This is a genomic window from Streptomyces sp. LZ34, assembly GCF_053890475.1.
The window spans coordinates 4,294,843-4,314,478 of sequence record NZ_CM132680.1 but is presented as its reverse complement, the minus strand read 5'-3'; the positions used below and the strand labels follow the sequence as shown (position 1 = coordinate 4,314,478).

Annotated in this window: 22 protein-coding genes; 11 read left to right on the top strand and 11 right to left on the bottom strand. The window is 70.6% G+C overall.

Translation table 11 applies throughout. The annotated features are described in order from the left end of the window. Positions 1 to 15: 15 nt before the first annotated feature. On the top strand, positions 16 to 1,116 hold the full coding sequence (locus tag ACWY4P_RS16850) for an ABC transporter ATP-binding protein (RefSeq protein ID WP_456211365.1): 1,101 nt from the start codon (positions 16 to 18) through the stop codon (positions 1,114 to 1,116). 68 nt (positions 1,117 to 1,184) lie between these two features. Next, positions 1,185 to 1,844 carry a trimeric intracellular cation channel family protein gene (locus tag ACWY4P_RS16845; protein WP_456211364.1) on the top strand — a complete coding sequence of 220 codons (660 nt, stop codon included), beginning with the start codon at positions 1,185 to 1,187 and terminating at the stop codon, positions 1,842 to 1,844. Positions 1,845 to 1,857: 13 nt separating this feature from the next. On the opposite strand, the gene ACWY4P_RS16840 is transcribed toward ACWY4P_RS16845, so the two are convergent. Then, positions 1,858 to 2,283 (bottom strand): ester cyclase, encoded by a 426-nt coding sequence (locus tag ACWY4P_RS16840; RefSeq protein WP_456211363.1) that lies wholly within the window; start codon positions 2,281 to 2,283, stop codon positions 1,858 to 1,860. Between the two features lie 142 nt (positions 2,284 to 2,425). On the opposite strand from ACWY4P_RS16840, the gene ACWY4P_RS16835 reads away from it, so the two are divergent. Further along, entirely contained in the window at positions 2,426 to 3,301 is an 876-nt protein-coding gene (locus ACWY4P_RS16835) for an SRPBCC family protein (protein WP_456211362.1), read from the top strand. Between the two features lie 41 nt (positions 3,302 to 3,342). On the opposite strand, the gene ACWY4P_RS16830 is transcribed toward ACWY4P_RS16835, so the two are convergent. Together ACWY4P_RS16830 and ACWY4P_RS16825 are read right to left on the bottom strand one after the other, a co-directional pair. Next, positions 3,343 to 4,188 carry an alpha/beta fold hydrolase gene (locus ACWY4P_RS16830; RefSeq protein WP_456211361.1) on the bottom strand — a complete coding sequence of 282 codons (846 nt, stop codon included), beginning with the start codon at positions 4,186 to 4,188 and terminating at the stop codon, positions 3,343 to 3,345. A gap of 71 nt (positions 4,189 to 4,259) precedes the next feature. Then, positions 4,260 to 4,724: a carboxymuconolactone decarboxylase family protein gene (locus ACWY4P_RS16825; protein ID WP_456211360.1), complete on the bottom strand. Its 465-nt coding sequence runs from the start codon at positions 4,722 to 4,724 to the stop codon at positions 4,260 to 4,262. 167 nt (positions 4,725 to 4,891) lie between these two features. On the opposite strand from ACWY4P_RS16825, the gene ACWY4P_RS16820 reads away from it, so the two are divergent. Together ACWY4P_RS16820 and ACWY4P_RS16815 are read left to right on the top strand one after the other, a co-directional pair. Continuing rightward, on the top strand, positions 4,892 to 6,061 hold the full coding sequence (locus ACWY4P_RS16820) for a cysteine desulfurase family protein (protein WP_456211359.1): 1,170 nt from the start codon (positions 4,892 to 4,894) through the stop codon (positions 6,059 to 6,061). 526 nt (positions 6,062 to 6,587) lie between these two features. After that, positions 6,588 to 6,824 carry a hypothetical protein gene (locus ACWY4P_RS16815; protein WP_456211358.1) on the top strand — a complete coding sequence of 79 codons (237 nt, stop codon included), beginning with the start codon at positions 6,588 to 6,590 and terminating at the stop codon, positions 6,822 to 6,824. A gap of 38 nt (positions 6,825 to 6,862) precedes the next feature. Here the strand turns inward: ACWY4P_RS16815 and ACWY4P_RS16810 are convergent, their stop codons facing one another. Next, complete coding sequence (locus tag ACWY4P_RS16810; RefSeq protein ID WP_456211357.1) at positions 6,863 to 7,624, bottom strand: N-acetylmuramoyl-L-alanine amidase; 762 nt, start codon at positions 7,622 to 7,624, stop codon at positions 6,863 to 6,865. Positions 7,625 to 7,779: 155 nt separating this feature from the next. On the opposite strand from ACWY4P_RS16810, the gene ACWY4P_RS16805 reads away from it, so the two are divergent. From ACWY4P_RS16805 to ACWY4P_RS16795, 3 genes are all read left to right on the top strand, one after another. Next, complete coding sequence (locus tag ACWY4P_RS16805) at positions 7,780 to 8,682, top strand: TIGR03619 family F420-dependent LLM class oxidoreductase (RefSeq protein WP_456211356.1); 903 nt, start codon at positions 7,780 to 7,782, stop codon at positions 8,680 to 8,682. Positions 8,683 to 8,761: 79 nt separating this feature from the next. After that, positions 8,762 to 9,916: a tRNA 2-thiouridine(34) synthase MnmA gene (gene mnmA / locus ACWY4P_RS16800; protein WP_456211355.1), complete on the top strand. Its 1,155-nt coding sequence runs from the start codon at positions 8,762 to 8,764 to the stop codon at positions 9,914 to 9,916. A gap of 329 nt (positions 9,917 to 10,245) precedes the next feature. Further along, a complete protein-coding gene (locus ACWY4P_RS16795; protein WP_456211354.1) occupies positions 10,246 to 11,472 on the top strand; it encodes an MFS transporter in 1,227 nt (408 codons plus the stop codon). 29 nt (positions 11,473 to 11,501) lie between these two features. On the opposite strand, the gene ACWY4P_RS16790 is transcribed toward ACWY4P_RS16795, so the two are convergent. From ACWY4P_RS16790 to ACWY4P_RS16780, 3 genes are all read right to left on the bottom strand, one after another. Next, positions 11,502 to 11,897 (bottom strand): GNAT family N-acetyltransferase, encoded by a 396-nt coding sequence (locus ACWY4P_RS16790; RefSeq protein ID WP_456211353.1) that lies wholly within the window; start codon positions 11,895 to 11,897, stop codon positions 11,502 to 11,504. A 144-nt stretch (positions 11,898 to 12,041) separates the two neighbouring features. After that, entirely contained in the window at positions 12,042 to 14,612 is a 2,571-nt protein-coding gene (locus ACWY4P_RS16785; protein ID WP_456211352.1) for an FtsX-like permease family protein, read from the bottom strand. After that, positions 14,612 to 15,406, bottom strand: coding sequence for an ABC transporter ATP-binding protein (locus tag ACWY4P_RS16780; RefSeq protein ID WP_456211351.1), 795 nt, complete (start codon positions 15,404 to 15,406; stop codon positions 14,612 to 14,614). The genes ACWY4P_RS16785 and ACWY4P_RS16780 overlap by 1 nt, the downstream gene beginning before the upstream one ends. Before the next feature lie 64 nt (positions 15,407 to 15,470). Between ACWY4P_RS16780 and ACWY4P_RS16775 the strand changes: the two genes are divergently transcribed. Then, positions 15,471 to 15,620, top strand: a complete 150-nt coding sequence (locus ACWY4P_RS16775; protein ID WP_450496603.1) for a hypothetical protein — start codon at positions 15,471 to 15,473, stop codon at positions 15,618 to 15,620. Positions 15,621 to 15,777: 157 nt separating this feature from the next. Here the strand turns inward: ACWY4P_RS16775 and ACWY4P_RS16770 are convergent, their stop codons facing one another. Both ACWY4P_RS16770 and ACWY4P_RS16765 read right to left on the bottom strand, forming a co-directional pair. Beyond that, positions 15,778 to 16,452: a phosphotransferase family protein gene (locus tag ACWY4P_RS16770; protein WP_456211350.1), complete on the bottom strand. Its 675-nt coding sequence runs from the start codon at positions 16,450 to 16,452 to the stop codon at positions 15,778 to 15,780. Between the two features lie 127 nt (positions 16,453 to 16,579). Next, positions 16,580 to 16,825, bottom strand: coding sequence for a hypothetical protein (locus tag ACWY4P_RS16765; protein WP_456211349.1), 246 nt, complete (start codon positions 16,823 to 16,825; stop codon positions 16,580 to 16,582). Positions 16,826 to 17,185: 360 nt separating this feature from the next. Between ACWY4P_RS16765 and ACWY4P_RS16760 the strand changes: the two genes are divergently transcribed. Further along, entirely contained in the window at positions 17,186 to 17,788 is a 603-nt protein-coding gene (locus tag ACWY4P_RS16760) for a hypothetical protein (RefSeq protein WP_456211348.1), read from the top strand. A 21-nt stretch (positions 17,789 to 17,809) separates the two neighbouring features. On the opposite strand, the gene ACWY4P_RS16755 is transcribed toward ACWY4P_RS16760, so the two are convergent. Together ACWY4P_RS16755 and ACWY4P_RS16750 are read right to left on the bottom strand one after the other, a co-directional pair. Further along, a complete protein-coding gene (locus ACWY4P_RS16755) occupies positions 17,810 to 18,010 on the bottom strand; it encodes a DUF397 domain-containing protein (RefSeq protein WP_456211347.1) in 201 nt (66 codons plus the stop codon). 12 nt (positions 18,011 to 18,022) lie between these two features. Then, positions 18,023 to 18,799 (bottom strand): helix-turn-helix domain-containing protein, encoded by a 777-nt coding sequence (locus ACWY4P_RS16750; protein ID WP_456211346.1) that lies wholly within the window; start codon positions 18,797 to 18,799, stop codon positions 18,023 to 18,025. Positions 18,800 to 19,145: 346 nt separating this feature from the next. Between ACWY4P_RS16750 and ACWY4P_RS16745 the strand changes: the two genes are divergently transcribed. After that, entirely contained in the window at positions 19,146 to 19,607 is a 462-nt protein-coding gene (locus ACWY4P_RS16745; protein ID WP_456211345.1) for an ATP-binding protein, read from the top strand. Positions 19,608 to 19,636 lie beyond the last annotated feature (29 nt).

Below are 19,636 nucleotides of genomic sequence, written 5' to 3'. Positions count from 1 at the left end.
ACGAAGGATCCGAAGATGACGGTCCCGGAGCAGGCGACCACCACCCCCGAACCCCTGCTCAAGGTGTCCGGCCTGGTCAAGCACTTCCCCATCAAGAAGGGGCTGCTGCAGCGGCAGGTCGGCGCGGTGCAGGCGGTGGACGGCCTGGACTTCGAGGTGCTGCCCGGGGAGACCCTGGGCGTGGTGGGCGAGTCGGGCTGCGGCAAGTCCACCATGGGACGGCTGATCACCCGGCTGCTGGAACCCACCCGCGGGAAGATCGAGTTCGAGGGCAAGGACATCACACACCTCGGCACCGCCGGGATGCGGCCGATGCGCCGCGATGTGCAGATGATCTTCCAGGACCCGTACTCCTCGCTGAATCCCCGGCACACGATCGGCACCATCGTCGGCGCGCCCTTCCGGCTCCAGGGGGTCAAGCCGGAGGGCGGCATCAAGGCCGAGGTGCAGCGGCTGCTGGAGGTGGTCGGCCTCAACCCCGAGCACTACAACCGCTATCCGCACGAGTTCTCCGGCGGCCAGCGCCAGCGCATCGGCATCGCCCGGGCGCTCGCACTCAACCCCAAGCTGGTCGTCGCGGACGAGCCGGTCTCGGCGCTGGACGTCTCGATCCAGGCCCAGGTGGTCAACCTGCTGGACGACCTCCAGGACGAGCTCGGCCTCACGTATGTGATCATCGCGCACGACCTGTCGGTCATCCGGCATGTCTCGGACCGCATCGCGGTGATGTACCTCGGCAAGATCGTCGAGCTGGCGGACCGCAAGGACCTGTACGAGCGCCCCATGCACCCCTACACCAAGGCGCTGCTCTCGGCGGTGCCGGTGCCGGACCCCAGGCGGCGCGCCAAGCGCGAGCGGATCCTGCTCAAGGGCGATGTGCCTTCGCCGATCTCGCCGCCGTCCGGCTGCCGCTTCCACACCCGGTGCTGGAAGGCGACCGAGGTGTGCAAGCAGCAGGAGCCGCCGCTGATCGCGCTGGCGACGGGGCACCGGGTGGCCTGCCACCACCCCGAGTCTGTATCCGATGTGCAGCTACCGCCGCGTGGTACGGATCAGGTGCCGGGGGAGAAGGCCGGGCCCGAGGCGGCTGCGAAGGTGGAGAAGAAGGCGGAGTAGCCCGGGGGTGAGGACACCCGATGTGAGGACACCCGATGTGTCGATGTGTCGATGAGTAAAAATGTCGGGTGTTCATCGATCTGTTCAGCCCCTCCGTCCAGCACTCGCTCGACCTCGCCGGAATCTTCGTCTTCGCGATCTCCGGCGCGCTCCTCGCCGTGCGCAAGAACTTCGACGTCGTCGGCATGGCGGTGCTCGCCGAGGTCACCGCGCTGGGCGGCGGGGTGTTCCGTGATCTGGTCATCGGCGCCGTGCCGCCGGCCGCCTTCACCGATCTCGGCTACTTCCTCACCCCGCTCGTCGCCACCGTCCTCGTCTTCTTCCTCCACCCCGAGGTGGAGCGGATCACGGCGGCGGTGGGCGTCTTCGACGCGGCCGGGCTCGGGCTGTTCTGCGTCACCGGCACGATGAAGGCGTACGACCACGGGCTCGGCCTCACCTTCTGCGCCGTCCTCGGCATGACCACGGCGATCGGCGGCGGAGTGCTGCGCGACCTCCTCGCCCACGAGGTGCCCTCGGTGCTGCGCTGGGACCGCGACCTGTACGCGGTCCCGGCCATCGTGGGCGCGACGATCGCGGCCCTCCTCATCCACTACGACGCGCTGACCGGGGCCACCAGCGCCCTCGCGGCCGCCGTGGCGTTCCTGGTCCGGCTGATGGCGTTGCGGTTCGGGTGGCGCGCACCGCGCGCGTGGAACCGGCGCAGCACGGCGGCTGAGGAAATCTGACCGAGCGGGCCGGTCAGGGCACGGCCGGCGGCTCGATCAGCCCGAGCTGGGAGAGCTGGGACAGCGCGTCGTAGAAGTACTCGCCGCCCACCACCCGGCCCTCCGCGTCGTAGCGCAGGATCTCGCAGATCGTCATCCGCATCGGCTTGTGGGTGGGCGGCACGCCCGGGATCAGCTCGCCGTCGTTGACGCCACAGCCCTCGAAGACCGCGATGGTGTGGTCCCCGGCGTCGTAGAAGCGCTCCTCTTCGACATGGACGTCGGAGAAGGCCACCGCCGCCCGCCTGGAGTGCTCCACCACCCCCTCCACTCCCTTGATGACCTCGCCCCTGGGGTGGTCGATGAAGGTCACATCCGGGCTGAAGGGGAGGGCCGCGGCCGCCCAGTCGCGGGCCCGGAACGCCTGGGTCAGCTTCTTGTGCGTCTCGAGATTGCTCACCGGCGCAGCCTCCCAGGGGCCCCTCAGCGCCGGCTCAGGGCGCGGTCAGCGGTGGTTGTATGGCGAGGGGCGGTTCTTACGGGGGAAGCGCACAGTGGAGAAGCGCCCGGTGGAGAAGCACACGGTGGATGGGAGAACAGCGGTGAAGGACACCCTGAGCTCGACCGATGGCGGCCGCTCCGCCCTGCGCCTGGAGCGGCGGATCGCCCGCCCGCCGGAGGAGGTCTGGCGGGCCCTGACCGAGCCCGCCCTGCTGGCCCACTGGTTCCCCGCCGAGGTCCGGCTGGAGCCGCGGGTCGGCGGGCGGATCGACTTCGTCTTCCCCGGGCACGACGTACCGGACACACACGGGGCCGTCACGGAGCTCGACCCGCCGCGCGTCTACGCCTTCACCTGGGGCGACGACCAGCTCCGCTGGGAGCTGCGCCCCGAGGCCGAGGGCTGCGCGCTGACCCTCACCCACACCTTCCGCGACCGCTTCGGCGCGGCCAGCTTCGCCTCCGGCTGGCACACCTGCGTCTCGGCGCTGGCCGCTCTGGTGGCCGGTGAAGAGACCGGGACAACGGCGGACGCGGCCGAGCTGCACGAGCGCTATGTCGAGGCGTTCGGACTGGCCGAGGGGGTCGTCGAGACCACCGAGGACGGCTGGCGGCTGCGGTTCGAGCGGCAGCTGGTCCGTCCGGCCGAGACGGTGTGGCAGGCGCTGACCGGACCGGCCGGCGCCGAGGAGCCCGTGGTGGGCGGCGCGGTGCCGATCGGGTTCCGTACGGACGCGGTCCCACCCGGCCCGGTCGCGGACGTGACCGCGCCCCGCGAGCTCGCCTACGACTGGCTCCTCGGCGGCCGCCCGGCGGGCCGGGTCCGCTGGCGGCTGACCGACGGCACCGGCCACGGGGCCCGCCTGATCCTCACCCAGACCGGCCCGGCCGGGGCCGACGAGGAGCGCGACGCGGCGCTGGCCGAGTGGCGCAAGCACATCGCGCTGCTGGCCACGAAGCTGCTGCACATGCGGGGCTGACCCGCGCCGTGCGGCCGGCCGTTCGTACGGTGGTCGGCCGCCTACTCGCCGAGGAAGCCCAGCAGCGCGGCCGTGAGCTCGGCCGGGGCGTCCTCCTGGACGAGATGGCCCGCGCCCTCGAACAGACGCAGCCGCGCACCGGGGATCAGAGCCGCCAGCTCCCGCCCCCGCTCCGGTGGAATCCAGGTGTCCGCGGAGCCCCAGCAGACCAGGACGGGCAGATCGAGCTCGCCGTAGCGGCCCTGGATCTCATCGGTGAAGCGCTGGTCGTTCTGCGCCATCTGCCGGTACAGCGCGGCCTGTCCCTCCCCGTCGCACCACGGTTCGACGAGCCGGTCCAGGACCGCCGGGTGCAGCCCGGGGCCGCTCGCCGAGGCGACGTACTCGCGCACCAGAGCCCGGTGCAGCCCGGGCGCCAGCCGCTCGAAGACCTCGGCGTGCTCGCCGAGCAGCCGGTAGGCGGGCGAGCCCCAGGGGGCCAGGGCCACCGGGTCGACCAGGGCCAGTCGACGGTAGCGCGCGCCGTGCAGCAGATGGGCGCGCAGGGCGACGCAGCCGCCGAAGTCATGGGCGACGACGGACGGCGCCCGCTCGCCTCCGGCCAGCCCCCAGTGGTCGAGCAGCTCGGTGAAGACCCGGGCCTGCGCGGCCAGGGAGACGTCCTGGTCCGCGCGCTTCTCCGAGGTGCCGTAGCCGGGCATGTCCCAGACGAAGACCCGGTGGCGGTCGGCGAGCGCGCGGGCGACGGACCGCCAGACGTACGAGGAGAAGGGCGTGCCGTGGAGGAGGACGACCGGCGGACGGTCCGGCGCGCCGAGCGCGGCCCAACGGACCTCGCCGGAGGAGCTGCGGTGGGTACGGTCCAGCGCCCAGTTCTCGGCTGTCATGACCAAAACGCTAGTTGCTCATGACAGTCCTGTCGAGGCTGTTTCCCTCAGTCGTTCCGTCAGCTGTTCCGTCAGCTGTTCGGCCGGGTGTCGGTGTCGGCGGCGGTTTTGGCGGCGGCTTTGGCGGCGGGGACGGGCAGCAGCCCGCGCTCGCCGAAGACCTTCTTGGCGACGAAGGTGGCGTTGAGCGCCTTGGGAATGCCGCAGTAGACCGCCGCGTGCAGCAGCGCTTCGGTGATCTCGGTCGGGGTGAGCCCCACGTTCAGCGCGGCGTTGATGTGCACCTCGAGCTGTGGCTCGCAGCCGCCGAGGCCGGTGAGGATGCCGAGGGTGACCAGTTGCCGGTCCCGGGGGGCCAGCTCGGGGCGCGCGTACATGTCGCCGAAGGCCCAGGCGGCGATCTGGTGGCCGAGCTCGGGGGAGATGTCGGCCATCGAGTCGACCACTCGCTCCCCGGCCTCGCCGTCGATCCGGCTGAGCACCTCCATGCCGTACTCGAACCGCTCCTGCTTGATCTTGTCGTTCGCGTTGCTCATGCCGTGAACGGTAGGAGTTGGAGTGTGCTCCAAGGCAAGCGGCCGAGCGGGGGCCGAGTAGCGGCCGGGCAGCGACCGAGCAGCGGCCGGGCAGGGATCGGGCACAGGGCTCCCCTTCCGTGCGCCCGGCACGCGCCCCCGCTCCGGCTCGTAGAATCGAGCCCACCATGGTTTACCTCGACCACGCCGCCACCACCCCGATGCTTCCGGAGGCGGTGCAGGCGATGACCGCCCAGCTCGCCGTCACCGGCAACGCCTCCTCGCTGCACGCCGCCGGCCGCCGGGCGCGCCGTACCGTCGAGGAGTCCCGCGAATCGCTCGCGGCCTCGCTGGGCGCGCGCCCGAGTGAGGTCGTCTTCACCTCGGGCGGGACCGAGGCCGACAACCTCGCGGTCAAAGGGCTCTACTGGTCCCGCAGGGACGCCGACCCCGCCCGCATCCGCGTGCTCGCCAGCCCCGTCGAGCACCACGCCGTCCTCGACGCCGTCGACTGGCTCGCCGAGCACGAGGGTGCCCGGGTCGAGTGGCTGCCCGTCGACGCGTACGGGCGGGTGCACCCCGACGCGCTGCGCGAGGCGATCGCCCGCGACCCCTCCGATGTCGCCTTCGCGACCGTGATGTGGGCCAACAACGAGATCGGCACCATCATGCCGGTGCCCGAACTGGCCGCCGTAACGGCGGAGTTCGGCGTTCCGCTGCATGCCGACGCGGTCCAGGCCTTCGGCCAGCTCGACCTCGACTTCGCCGCCTCGGGCCTGGCCGCGATGACGGTCAGCGGCCACAAGATAGGCGGGCCGTACGGCATCGGCGCGCTGCTGCTCGGCCGCGAGTGGACCCCGACGCCGCTGCTGCACGGCGGCGGCCAGGAGCGCCAGGTGCGCTCCGGCACGCTCGACACCCCGGCCGTCGCGGCCTTCGCGGTCGCGGCCGCCCACGCCGCCGCGCACCACGAGGAGTTCGCGCGCGAGATCGGCGCGCTGCGCGACGCGCTGATCAGCGCCGTGCAGGCCACCGTCCCCGACGCGATCCTGGGCGGCGACCCGGACCCGGCCGGCCGCCTCCCCGCCAACGCGCACTTCTCCTTCCCCGGCTGCGAGGGCGACTCGCTGCTCCTGCTGCTGGACGCGCGGGGTATCGAGTGCTCGACCGGCTCGGCCTGCACCGCGGGCGTCGCCCAGCCCAGCCATGTCGTCCTCGCCACCGGCGCCGACCCCGACCTGGCGCGCGGCACGCTGCGCTTCTCGCTCGGCCATACCTCCACCAAGGCGGACGTGGAGGCGGTGGCGGACGCGATCGGCCCGGTGGTGGAGCGGGCGCGCGGCGCGGGTTTGAGCTAAGAGCTGTCCCGTCATGCTGGGACAGTCCGGATTGCGAACATGGCATCCCAGGCGTGGTCCCGGCAGGCCGGGTCTCATCCTGGGGTAGACATGTCGCCCACCGGAATCTGCCGAGCAGAGGCTGTGCTTCACCTGCGGTGGAGTCCAGCTCAACGATGCTCGGCTGTCCGGGTTACGGATATTCGGAGAATTGCGGGACAGGTCCTAGGGACGCCGGCCGCGCCTGCGCCGGTACGGCCCGGCCAAAGGCACGACCAAAGGCCCGACCAATGATGGAAATCGCCGTGGCGAAAAACATTCCAAGGGGGGCCGGGATATCTTTCCGGCGGCCCTCAAAAATGCTGCCCGGCGGTTAGTCTCCTCCCGGAATGGAATCCCTCCGAGGAGGCTCTGCGGACACACCTGGTTCGGTGTCCAGGGCGGCGAGGTCGAGGTCGCGGCCTGCTACGACATCCAGAAGGACGACCAGGGGTACAAGGTCGCCTCGGTTATCCGGATACGGCGGGAAGAGGGGACTCCGGTCCCGGTGAACATCACGACCTTCGTCACGGGTGGCGGGGATCAAAACGCCACGGCGGCGACCGTGGACGTCTCCAAGGACTCCGTGTGGCACGAAGTGCGCAGCCCCTGGAATCGGGCTTCCGGCGTCTATAACGCGTACGGCAGCTACTTCGCTCCCGGGATGAAGGACGCGAACGGCTGGCCCGTCACGGCGCCGCGCGAACTCGATTTCATGCACAACGGGCACATCTGGCTGCCGTAACACCCCCGCTCAGTACATCCCGCTCAGCACACCCCCGCTCAGCGGCTCGGAGTCGGCTTTGGCTCACCCGCTGACCGGTCCGCCAGGGCCGCGCGCACCAGCCGCAGATAGCGGTCCCAGTCCCAGTGCGGCCCGGGGTCGGTGTGGTCGGTGCCCGGGACCTCGGAGTGGTTGACGATGTGGTCGCGGTCCGCCGGAAATCCGTACCGCTCGCAGATTCTGGCCGTCAGCCGCGCCGAGGCCCGGTACATCGGGTCCGTGAAGGAGCTCGCCCGGTCCACGAACCCCTCGTGCTCGATGCCGATGCTGCGCTCGTTGTACGGGCGGTTTCCCGCGTGGAAGGCGACGTCCAACTCGCGGACCGTCTGCGCGATACGCCCGTCGCGGCGCACCACATAGTGCGCCGCGGCCTGGTGCTTCGGGTCCCGGAACGCCTCCAGCGCGTCGTAGAAGCTCCCCTGGACGACATGGATCACCACCCGGTCGACGGTGTAGTCGTACGGCCGGTCCGCCCGCCGCCAGTTCTCGGACGAGGCCGCGACCCACTCCGCCCCCGGGTAGTCGACCGCGCCTTCCTCGCGCGGCTGGTCCACGCCGGGCAGCCGCCACCACAGCCGCTCCAGCTCGTCCCGCGCCGCGTAGCCGACCCCGGCCAGCCCGGCGGCGACCCCGCCGAGCAGCAGCGCCCGCCTCCCGAGGCGCCGCCGGCCGCCGCGGGCCGCGTCGCTCGACGGCTCCTGGCCGCTGTCCTTGCCGGAGCCCGCGTGCTCCGGGGCGGCGGCGTCCGTGGGTTCGTTCACGGAACTCTCAACGGGCGGCGAGGTGCGTCCGGTTCCACGGGCGTTGCCGGATCATGGCGTGAACCCGGCGTTCGACGGACCGACCACTCCGCCGCTGGGTAGATGAAAGTTGGACCATCTAGGACCGTTTATCGAGTCGACGAGGAGTGAACAGCATGCGCATCGGGTTCGCACTGCCCCAGTTCGGCGCTCTGGCGCACCACCCGGAGGAGGTGGCCAGGTTCGCGCGGCAAGCCGAGGAACTCGGCGCGGCGAGCCTGTGGGTCGGCGACCGGCTGCTCGACCCGGTCCATCCGACCGTCGGATACGCGGGCGCCGACACGATCCCGCCGGAGTTCCGCACCGCGCTGGACCCCTTCGCCACCCTCGCCACCGCTGCCGCCGTCACCGAGCGAGTCCAGCTGGGCACCAATGTCATCAACGCCCCCTGGTACCCGCCGGCCGTGCTGGCCCGCTCCCTCACCACCATCGACGCGCTCAGCGGGGGACGTCTGCTGGTCGGGCTCGGCACCGGCTGGTCCCCGGAGGAGTACGAGGCCGTGAACGTCCCGATGGCCGAGCGCGGCCGCCGCCTCGACGAAACCCTCGACGTCCTGACCGCCTGGTGGACCGCCAACCCCGTCGAACACCGCGGCGAGCACTGGACCGTGCCCGCCTCCTACGTCGACCTCAAACCGGCCGCCCGCCCCCACCCGCCCGTCTACCTGGGGGGCTTCGTCCCCACCGCCTTCCGCCGGGTGGCCCGCCGCGCCGCCGGCTGGCTCCCCATCGCCGTCCCGCCCGGCCCGTTCGACCCCGAGGCCGCCGTCGTCCGCCCGATGGAGCACATCCGGGAGGCGGCCGAGCGCGAGGGCCGGGACCCCGCCGCGCTCGACGCGATCCTGCGGGTCAACCCCACATCCGAGGCCACCGTCCGGGACATCGCGACGGTGCTGGCCCGGGCGGAGGAGGAGGCGGGCGTGCGCCACGCCTTCGTGGACCTGATCTATCTGGCCAAGGACGTGGACCAGGCCCTGGACCTGGCGCAGCAAGTCCTGGAGGGCGCAGACGAACACTGATAGCCGACATCCGAACACATTCCGTAACGACCTGGCGGGGCGATGCCCTTCCACCCCCAGGGCCTACCCTGGAGGGGTTATGAATGACTTCCCCGGTGCGCCCACAGGTCCCCGCGACGGCCGTCGCCTGCGCGTCCTCGCCGCCATGTCCGGCGGCGTGGACTCCGCGGTCGCGGCCGCGCGCGCGGCCGAGGCGGGCCACGACGTGACCGGCGTCCACCTCGCCCTCTCCGCCAACCCGCAGTCCTTCCGCACCGGCGCCCGCGGCTGCTGCACCATCGAGGACTCGCGCGACGCCCGCCGGGCCGCGGATGTCATCGGCATCCCGTTCTATGTGTGGGACCTCGCCGAGCGCTTCCGCGAGGACGTGGTGGACAACTTCATCTCCGAGTACGAGGCCGGGCGCACCCCCAACCCCTGCCTGCGCTGCAACGAGAAGATCAAGTTCGCGGCGCTCCTCGACAAGGCGCTGGCCCTCGGCTTCGACGCCGTCTGCACCGGCCACTACGCCACGGTCGTCCACCACGAGGACGGCACCCGCGAGCTGCACCGGGCCTCCGACATGGCCAAGGACCAGTCGTACGTCCTCGGCGTCCTGGACGAGCGCCAGCTGGCCCACGCCATGTTCCCGCTCGGCGACACCCTCACCACCAAGGACGAGATCCGCGCCGAGGCCGAGCGGCGCGGCCTGGCCGTCGCCAAGAAGCCCGACAGCCACGACATCTGCTTCATCGCCGACGGCGACACCCAGGGCTTCCTGGCGGGGCACCTCGGCACGGCCGAGGGCGACATCGTCGACGAGGACGGCCGCAAGCTCGGCACCCACGAGGGCGCGTACGGCTTCACCATCGGCCAGCGCAAGGGCCTGCGCATCGGCCACCCCGCCCCCGACGGCAAGCCCCGCTACGTCCTGGACATCTCCCCGGTGAACAACACCGTCACCGTCGGCCCCGCCGAGGCCCTCGACGTCGCCGCCCTCACCGCCCTCACCCCCCGCTGGTGCGGCACCCCTCCCACCGGCCCCGCCACCTACACCGCCCAACTGCGCGCCCACGGCGGCGAAACCGAGGTGACGGCCGAGGCCGTCGACGGCGAGCTCCGCGTGACCTTCGTCGAGCCGGTCCGGGGCGTGGCCCCCGGCCAGGCGATCGTGCTGTACGACGGGACGCGGGTCGTGGGATCGGCGACCATCGCGACGACGGAGCGGGCGGAGCGGGCGGCGTCCGCGAGCTGAGCCGGTCCGCCACGCCCGGCGGCTACGTGTGCCCCGCCCACGGGACGCTGCCCCCACATACCGTTGACTCCGGCGTACGGCTGCGGTGACAACGGGGGCCTCGCGGATCCTGTGGCCCCGGCCCGCCGGGAGCCGTATCCGGCAGATCCCGATGACCCCCACACAGGGATGGAGGGCCACCCAGTGCGAACGAGCGGCGCCCGACAGCCGGAAGCCCGCGTTGCGGCCGCGCCGAGTGCGGCGGCGCCGAGTGCGGCCGCGGGCCGGGCGGCCGGCACGCCGCCCCCGGGCGGACGCCGAGCGGCGGCGTACGCAGCACCCGGCAAGCCGTGAGGTGGCCGCGGGCCCGCGACGGCGCCGCCTGGGCGATACCGGTGGCGCTGGCCATCGACGCCATCGGCACCGGGCTCTATCTCCCCCTGTCCATGGTCTACTTCCTCGCCGTCACCGACCTGTCGGAGGCCGACGTCGGCCTGCTGCTGACCGCCGCCACCGCCTGCTCGCTCGTGCTGCCGCTGCTCGTCGGACGGATCGTCGACCGCATCGGGCCGCGGCCGGTGGTGATCGCGGGGCAGTTGGTGCAGGCCGCCGGGTTCTTCCTGTACCTGGGGGTGGCCGGTCCGGTGTCGCTTTTCCTCGCGGCGATGGTCGAGGCGGTGGGGCTGCGGGTGTACTGGTCGTCGGTTTTCGCGCTGATCGCCGAGCAGGCGGACGGGGAGGCCAAGGACCAGTGGTTCGCCTGGGCGGGCATGATCCGGGCGGCCGGCACCGGCGTCGGCACGGTGCTAGCGGGCGTGCTGCTCGCGCTCGCCTCGCAGCACGCGTACCGGGGAATGGTGCTGGCGGACGCGATCTCCTTCGTCGTCGCGGCGGTGACCGTCGGGCTGTTCGTACGCGGTGCGCGGCGGCCGGCCGGCGGGCCTGACGGGGAATCCCCGGACGGGGTACGGAAGTTGCTGCGCAACCGTCCCTATCTGGGGCTGATCGGCGTGAACGTCCTGTTCAACATCTGCACGGTCTTCCTCGCCGTGGCGATTCCGGTCTACGTGATCCGCGGGCTGCACGCGCCGGGCTGGGCGGTCGGCGCCTTCCTCACGATCACCACAGCGGTCGTGGCCACCTGTACGGCCGAGGTCACCCGCCGCATCCGGCGGCGCACCTCCCGGGGCGGCGCGATGGCCTGGGGCGGCCGGCTGTGGGCGGCCTGGTGCGCGGCCGCCGCCGTGGCGGTGCTGCTGCCGCGAGGTCCGCTGCTGGTCGGCTACCTGGCGCTGGTGATGCTGCTGTGGGCGACGGCGGAGATGCTGCACGGGCCGGCCTCGAACGCGCTCTCCGCGGAGTCGGCGCCGGAGGGGGCGCGCGGTACGTATCTGGCGGCGTTCCAGTACTCGTTCGCGACGGCGGACATGGTGACGCCCGGCCTCTTCGGCGTCCTGTACGGCATGAACCGGGTGCTGCCGTGGCTGGTCGTGGGCTGCCTGGCACTGACGGCGAGCGTGGCGATCCGGCCTCTGGAGCGGCGCTTGGCGGGCGGCGGAGCGGCGGGAGGCGCCTGAGGCACCCGGTGTGACCTGCGGCAGCCCGCTCAAAGGCGCATAAGGCCCGCGGCGGTCTGCCGGAATCCACACTGTGCGTAGAAGGACTCAAGGTGCGGCTCATAGTCGACATGCAGCCACTCGGCGCCATGCGCCCTCGCCTCATCCGCCGCCGCACGCACCAACCGCACCCCCAGCCCCTGCCGACGCTCGCCGGGGTGCACGGTGGTGTCCAGGATGAAGGCGTGAAGACCCCCGTCGCCGACCACGTTGACGAATCCGACGAGCCGGCCGTCCCGGCTCGCGGCGATCCACACCAGACTGCGGGCCAGCATCGGTGCGAAGGCGGTTGGTGTGTGATTCGGCCACGAGGCGCTGAACAGCTCGTTGAGGTCGTCGTCGGTGAGCTCGGGACGCACCGTCAGCACCGTATCGCCGTTCTGCATAGGACCATTGAAGCTGCGCCATCTTGAAGTGGCCAGTCCGAGGTCCGGCGTGACGTTGCTTCAGGGTGCTCGTGCTGGTCGTGGGACCGCGGCTGGCTGCACAAACTGCCCGACGGCCGGTTCACCGCCCGCCCATGACCGTGGTCATGGGCGGGCGGTGGCCTCCACAGGCCTCGCCCGCAGCGCGACCGACGTCGGGAACAGGATCGTCGCGAACGTCAGCGCCACCGCGGTCCCGACGATCGTCAGGTAGATCCACACAGGCCCGCTGGGCAGCACCGACCCGTCCAGGGCCAGCCCGAACGGGACCAGTGACCCGGCGGCGACCCCGGTGCCGAGCACGACCCCGACCAGCGCCGTCACCAACGCCTCGACCGACATCATCCACATCACCTGGCCGCGGGTCGAGCCGATCAACCGTTGCAGCGCGAACTCGCCGCGCCGCTCGGCGGTCGCCACGATCAGCGAGTTGATCAGCGCGATCACCGCATAGCCGACCACCACTGCGGCCAGCAGGAAGCTCGCCACCCGGCCGGTCTCATCGCTCTGCGCGTGCGCCACGGTCGCTTCCGCGCGGTCCACGACGACGACTCCGGGCACACCGCCCGCCGCCTTCCGCACCGCCGCCTTCAGGTCCGAGGACGACACCCCCGGCTCCGCCTTCACCAGGATCTGCGGCAGTACGCCAGTTGTTGTGCGGGGCAGCAGCTCGGTCGCGGGCACCATCGCGTAGCCGAACCCGCGCGGCGGGGTGAACGATCCGACGACCGTCATCGTGGTCACCTCTCCGTTGCCCCAGCGCAGCCTCACCCGGTCGCCGACGTCTTTGCCGCTGTCGTCCAGCACATCCGTGGGCAGCACGATGCTGTCGCCGGTCAGGCGCCCGTAGTCGCCCCGCACCGCCGGGTGCCCGATCGTCTGCCGCGCGCCGGACGCCGTGACCCCTTGCAAGTCGAGCCGACTCGGCCTGACCCGACCATCCGCCACCGTGTCGCTGTCGCTGTCGCCCTTGCCCGGGCCGAGGACGGTCTCCAGACGCGCCTCGCCGGACACCGAAGCGGACGCTCCGGCGACCTGAGGCAGGCGGGAGAGCGTGTCCACGAGCGACGGTGGGAGAGCACCGCTCCGCGAACTGACCACAGCGTCCGCCTTCAGGCCGTCGGCGAACATCCGACTGCTGGCATCGTCCTGACTGGTCTGCAGGTAGATCAGTGCCGTGGCCAGCCCGGTCGCCAGCATGATCGGGACGACCGCCGAGGCCAGCCGGACCTTGCGCACTGACGCGTTCAGCATCGCCAGCCGCCCCGACAGCCCGGTGAACCAGCCGACCGGCCAACGCAGCAGAGCCACCAGCCAGCGGCACAGGCCCGGGGACACCAGGGCGATCCCGACCGCCCACAGCATCGCGGCGGGCCCGGCCGTGCTCGCCGCGACCGGCCCGGTCATCACCGACGCCGTCACGATCGCGAGCGCGGTCGCACCGCCCAGGAACAGGAACGCGAGGATCATGCGGATCGGGCTGACCCAGCGGATCTGCAGCGTTGCCTCGGCCATCGCCTCGGTCGGCCGGACTTTCGACACCCGGCGGGAGGCGATGAACGCGGCGGCCAGCGCCGCGAACAGCGTGGTGCCGAAGCCGGCGAGCTGCGGGATCAACCCCTGGCTGAAGATCATCTCGCCCGGGATCAGGTCCCGCCGGACCAGGATGTCGTACATGAAGTGACCGAACGCGAGCCCTGGTCCGAGCGACAGGCCGGCCGCGAGCAGCGCGATCACGGACGTTTCCGCCATCACCATGCGGCGCAACTGCCCTGGCGTGACCCCTGTCGCGCGCAGCAGCGCCATCTCCCGGCGGCGCTGCTGCATCAACATGCCCACGGTGCTGCCCACCACGAAGATCGCGACCATGGTGGCCAGGCCGCCGAACGCGCCCGCGAGCGGAATCAGGTTCTGCTTGCCGCTGATCGCGTCCGGGAACTCGGCAACCCCCCGATCGTCGCCGTGAAGCACCTGGGCACCGCGGTCCGCGACGGCGTCATCGATCGCGTTGGCGAGCTTCGCCGGATCGGTGCCCGGGGCGGCGAGCACCCCGATGTCGTCGATCTTTCCGGGCCGGTCGTACAGCCGAGTGGCCTCGCCGTCGGAGAACAGCAGCACAGACTGGGTGGCGATCCGGCTCTCGGCGATTCCGCTGACCCGAAAGACGTGCGGGATGCCGCGCACCGACGCCTTCAGCCGCTCGCCCGGCCGCACGCCCAGCCGCTTCGCGGTGGTGCTGTCCACCACGACCTCGCCGGACGCGGTCGGCTTGGCGCCCGCAACCAGCTTGTACGGCGAGAGTGACGCGCTGGACCAGCCGTGCCCGGACGCGCTGGCCGGCCGGCCGGCCAGCGCAGTGATCGGCACCGAGATGTCCGGCACGGCCGCGGCCACACCGGGCACCTTGGCCACGGCGTCCACCAGGTTCTCGTCCAGCAGCACTCGCTCGGTCATCGGATCGGTCGCGGTACCGACCGCGTGGCCGGGATAATCCTGGCTGCCGGTCACCACGACGGGCGCCGCGGCCAGCCGCTCGGCCTTGACGTTGGCGCGGATACCGGTCTCCAGCAGACCGCCGCAGCTCTGTACGACGACGGCGCCGACGAACAGCGCGATCAGCGACGCGAGGAACCCGCCCTTGCGGTACCGCAGGGTCTTGAGCGCGAGACGCAGCATCAGACCACCCGTTCCGGGCGCACGGGCTGCTGCCTCCGGGCCCACGCGCCGAGTCGGGTCATCTGCCTGGCCACCTCCTGGACGGAGGGCCGTTCGAGCTCGGCGCTCACCCGACCGTCCACAAGGAACACCACGCGGTCAGCGTGCGATGCGGCCACCGGGTCGTGCGTCACGATCACCGCGGTCTGCTCGCCGGTATCCACCGCCGCGCGCAGCAGTCCCAGGATCTCCAGCGCGGTCTCGGTGTCCAGGGCGCCTGTCGGCTCGTCTCCGAACAGCAGGACCGGTCGGGTGACCAGGGCGCGGGCGATCGCCACGCGCTGCTGCTGACCGCCGGAGAGCTCGCCCGGGCGGTGCTTGCGGCGGGACGTGAGGCCGGTGCGCTCGATGACGTCGTCCACCAGCCCGCGGTTGGGCCGTTTGCCCGCCAGCCGCAGCGGCAGCGTCACGTTATCCACCACGTTCAGCGCGGGCAGCAGATTGAAACTCTGGAAGACGAACCCGATCCGGTTCCTGCGCAGCTTGGTCAACGAGCGCTCGCTCATCGTCGTCAGGTCCTGGCCGTCCAGGAAGACGCTGCCGGACGTCGGCCGATCCAGGAGGGCGGCGCAGTGCAGGAAGGTGCTCTTGCCGGAGCCGGAGGGGCCCATCACAGCGGTGAACGTGTGGCGCTGGAAGCCGAGCGACACCCCCGCCAGCGCCGCCACGCTGTTGCGCGACCGCCCGTACACCTTGTGGACGTCCTGCAAGCGCAGCAGCTCGTCCGCGGTCGGCCGCTCTTGCTCCGAACGCATGCAGATCTCCTAGGTCTCGGGGAATTCCATCAGTTCGGGCGACCGCAGGAGGCATCGAAGCGCGATGGAGCTGGAAAATGCCGGTTCTGAAGAACAGTTGGGGTCCCTTTCCGAACCGCGGCTCGAATGCGTCGATGCGCTCGGCGGTGAATCCACCGAGAGCAAGGCCCCCGACGCAGCAGAACTCCATTCGCACGGCGCTGCCGAAATCTGAGATCTGACGGATGCACAGGTCGTAGCCCAAAATCGCGGTGCGGATGATGAAACTAGCGACACTCTGCCGCCCCGGAACATGGGGCTAGCCCTACCTTCGACCCGGTGGTTAACCCGCTCATGCCTCGTCAGCCGCGCGTCAGCTCGCGTTTCCTGGGCTATTCCTGCCAACCCGCCGTCGCGACCGCACGCTCACGCCACAGCGTCACGCCCGGACCGTTCGGCTCCCAGCGATGGCAGAACTGCCGCAGGGACTCGCATCTGGCCAGCATGGCGCCCTGGCGAACCGGCCAGGGCGGCACCACATCCTCGCCATAGGCGCGGAAGAAGCCGTCGAGAGCGTGGCGGTGCTCGGGGTGGTGCATCCGCACGATCCACTCGCACCACGCCAGGTCCTCGACCGGATCCCCGAGATGGGCGAACTCCCAGTCGACCACCGCGGTGACCTGGAAGGTGACGGGGTCCAGCAGCACATTGTTGGGCCCGTAGTCCCCGTGCACCAACACCTCGCCCTCGTCGCGGGCGCCCAGCGCCGGCACCCTCGCCTCAGTCCCATGGATGCGGCGCAGCAGCCCGCCGCACGCCTCCAGGACCTCCGCGGCGCGACCGGCGTCGAGCAGTTCCTGGCCAGGTACGCCCGTCATGAAGCCAAGCGTGAGGGTGCCGGTGTCGGCCTCATGTACTGGTGGGATCGGGAGCCGTCCCTGGAGCCGGGTCAACAGCGTGCGCTCGCGGTCGAGCCTGAGCTCGGCGTCCGGACCTTCATAGGTCTTCTTGACTACGGCTCCGTCGCCGAGGGTGCGGTTGGTATAGCCATGCTGCAGCGGACGCATCCCCCGATGATCAGTCACGGGGCGTCGAGTCACTACCCAATTCAGAGCCGCGGCCGCGTGGCGGGGCGTAACGCGCCGGGCCCCGGTGCGCGTCCGCACCGGGGCCCATGGTCGCATTGTTGAGTATTTACGATTTCAGAATCACTGCCACCTTCACGGTCCAGATCATGGCCAGGATCGGGACACATAGGGTGGCCACTTGATAGAAAATTTCCCAGGTACTCTTGAGGGATTCAATGATCTCAGAGCCTGTTGCAAGGGCGATATAGCCTGTGATCAATGCTGTGATCACGGAGATTGCGAAAGCGGCAAAAAAGTGCCAGGCGAGCGATCGGAAGATGGAGCGCTTAAGTTCGGAACCGGATGTGTTCATGTTTTGTACTCCTTGGTAGTCTCGGCATAATTTCCTCCAATTTCTGGCGATACAGATGGCGGGGTATCGCCAATTACCCGCATGTGAATCTGTGTTGGGGGGATCCTCAGGGACCTCTCATCACAACCTCCTTCCTGACAGCAAAGCCGACAGCGGCATCAGGCCCTCACCGCACCGCGATGGCAGGGGCTACGGGCACACGGCAAAGCCATCTCCCGCCGCGCTGAACGCTCCTGACGGCCCAAAGGTTCCCGCGAACGGCCCCTGCCTGTCCGGCGGGCAGCCCGGCGCGACCTGCGCGTACGGGGAAAACGGGTCCCAAGCGGCTCCAACCGCCCTCGCCGTGGCAGAGTCATGCCCATGTTGACCTCGACGCGTGAGCGGCGCAGACGCATCGCTGCGGTCGCTCTTCTGCTGGGGACCGCCATATCCCTGACCGCCTGTGGTGAGCAGCGCGGCACGGACTCGGCGGCCGGTGTCCCGGCCCCGCCCCCGAGCACCAGCCCGGCTTCCTCCGGCGCCTCCCCCTATGCGGAGCCCGGAGCAGGCGACGGCGCCCCGCACTACAACGAAAACAACGCCGGCCGCCGCCCCGGCGAGATGTCCGCCGACAGCGCGGAGGCCGCGCGGAAGGAGGCCGACCGCATCAGGCCCGTCCTCGAGCGGCTCTGGAAAGAGAAGAAGTGGGACGTCAAGAGCGTCCGCGCGGCGATGCTGAAGCTCGGGTACGAGGAGGAGCGGACCGGGGCCGGGGGTACGCGGCTCGGCGGGACGCTCAGCGTGAGAGGGATGGAACCACGCTTCGAGACCGACCACTACGTGACGCCCGAAGGCGCCCGGGTCGGTCTGCGCGTCCATGACGACGCCTGCGTCACGGCCTTCGTGCAGAAGACCAACTACGAGGTGCGGACGAACGGCCCGTACATGGAGACCGGCTGCTTCGAACCGCCCTTCGGCCACTGAGACGGGCGCTCAGCCCGCGCCCTAACGGTCCAGCAGCCGGTCGAAGCGCCCGTCCTTCACCCCGAGGACGAAGGCGCGAAGCGTGGTTCGGTCGGTGGCCAGGACTGTGCTGGGCTCGGAGCTCTCGCGTATGGCTATGGCGCTTCCGTCGGCGGCGAGCTCTATGCAGTTGTTGCCGCCGGCGTCAGAGAAGGAGGATTTGAGCCAGCTCAAGGTGGACAAGAAGGGAACCCCTCACAGGTCTTTGGCGATCGCTTGGATGAAGTCTCGCGACTTCTCCGGAGTCAACGCCACCTTCTCGACCAAGTCCAGTCGGGTTCGGAAGTGCGCGAGTTGGGTGGGCGAGTCGACGAACACCGCGCCGGTGGGCGAGTCCATGTGCACGGTGTCCAGGCGTTGGTTCGGTGCCTCGGCGTAGAGGACGGACGAGTCTCCCATGAGGGGATAGCCGCCCGCCTCGAACGGGATCACGACGATGGTGACGTTCTCGCGGTCGCTTGCGTTCAGCAGGTGTTCGAGCTGCGCGCGGGCGACTCGCCTGCCGCCGAGCTGCATCCTCAGGGCCGCCTCGTGGATCACGCCCGTGTAAGGGGTGGGCCTGTCGCCGAGCAATACGGATTGCCGTGCGAGACGGTGGGCCACTCGCAATTCCACTTCCAGGCGCGGTAGAGGTGGCAGAAAGAGGTCGAATACCGCTCGCGCATGCTCCTCGGTTTGGAACAGGCCGGGAAGGTGGGCGGTCTGGACGGTTCGTAGCCGGAGGGCATGATGTTCGATCTCGGAGACGTCCAGGAAGCCTGGCGGGATCTTGCCTCGATACTCCTCCCACCAGCCGGGTTTCTGTCTTCCCGTCATCTCGCCCAGGGCATCGATGAGTGCTGAGTCGTCGCACTGGTAGATGCTGGCGAGCCGCCGCAGGCGCTCCTCGCTGATGCCGAAGCGGCCGGATTCGATGTTGGAGATCATCGTTCGGTCGGTCCCCAGGAGGCCGCCCGCGGTCGGCGCGGACATGCCCGCCTCCTCGCGGAGCCGCCGCAGTTCAGCCCCGAGTCTCCGCTGGCGGACGGTCGGTGCTTGCTTGGGTGCCATAGGTCCTCTCTTGCGTTCGCGCACAGTTTTGCCCAGGTGAGCGCTGTGCGGTGAGGAAGTCCGAACTATTCACCCGTTCTAGCTAACTTGGTATCACGTGTTATGTGAGGGCCCTTACGGTGTGGGCACGCTATTCGCCGCCGCTCACAACGGGAGCGCACGTTTCCCCTGTCCGGGAGGGCGAATGGCATTGACGCCGTCGCCCGCCGAGGAAAACGAGCGGTGCCATGCCGCGTACCGGAGTACACACCACCACCGGAGGTGCCACGTGACCCCGCATCCACCACCGCTGCTGTTCACCGAGCCCTGGGAGTACGAACTCCGCTTCCCCCGAGACCCCCGTGGCCCGGGCATCGTGCGGGCCACCCTGCGCGCCGTGCTGACCGCTCACGGTCTGCGCGAACTGGTCGACCTGGCCTCTCTGCTCACCTCCGAGCTCGCCACCAACTCCGTCCGCTACTCCGACGACTGTGCGTCTGTGCGGCTGCTGTGGCTGCACCCTGTCCTTCGCGTCAGCGTCACGGACGCCAATCCCGAGCTCCCCGAGCCGTTCAAGCCCTGCGCCGAGCTCGACAGCGGTCGGGGGCTGTTCATCCTTGACGTCCTCGCCGACCGGTGGGGCGGCTGTGCCATCGGGGAAGAGCCGTTCGGGCTCGGCGGCAAGACGGTGTGGTTCGAGCTGGCCTGGGGCGGGACTCCGCCGACACCCACGGCGGCGCTCGCCGCCTGAATCAGCCGCGCGGATCCGCGGAGCTGTCG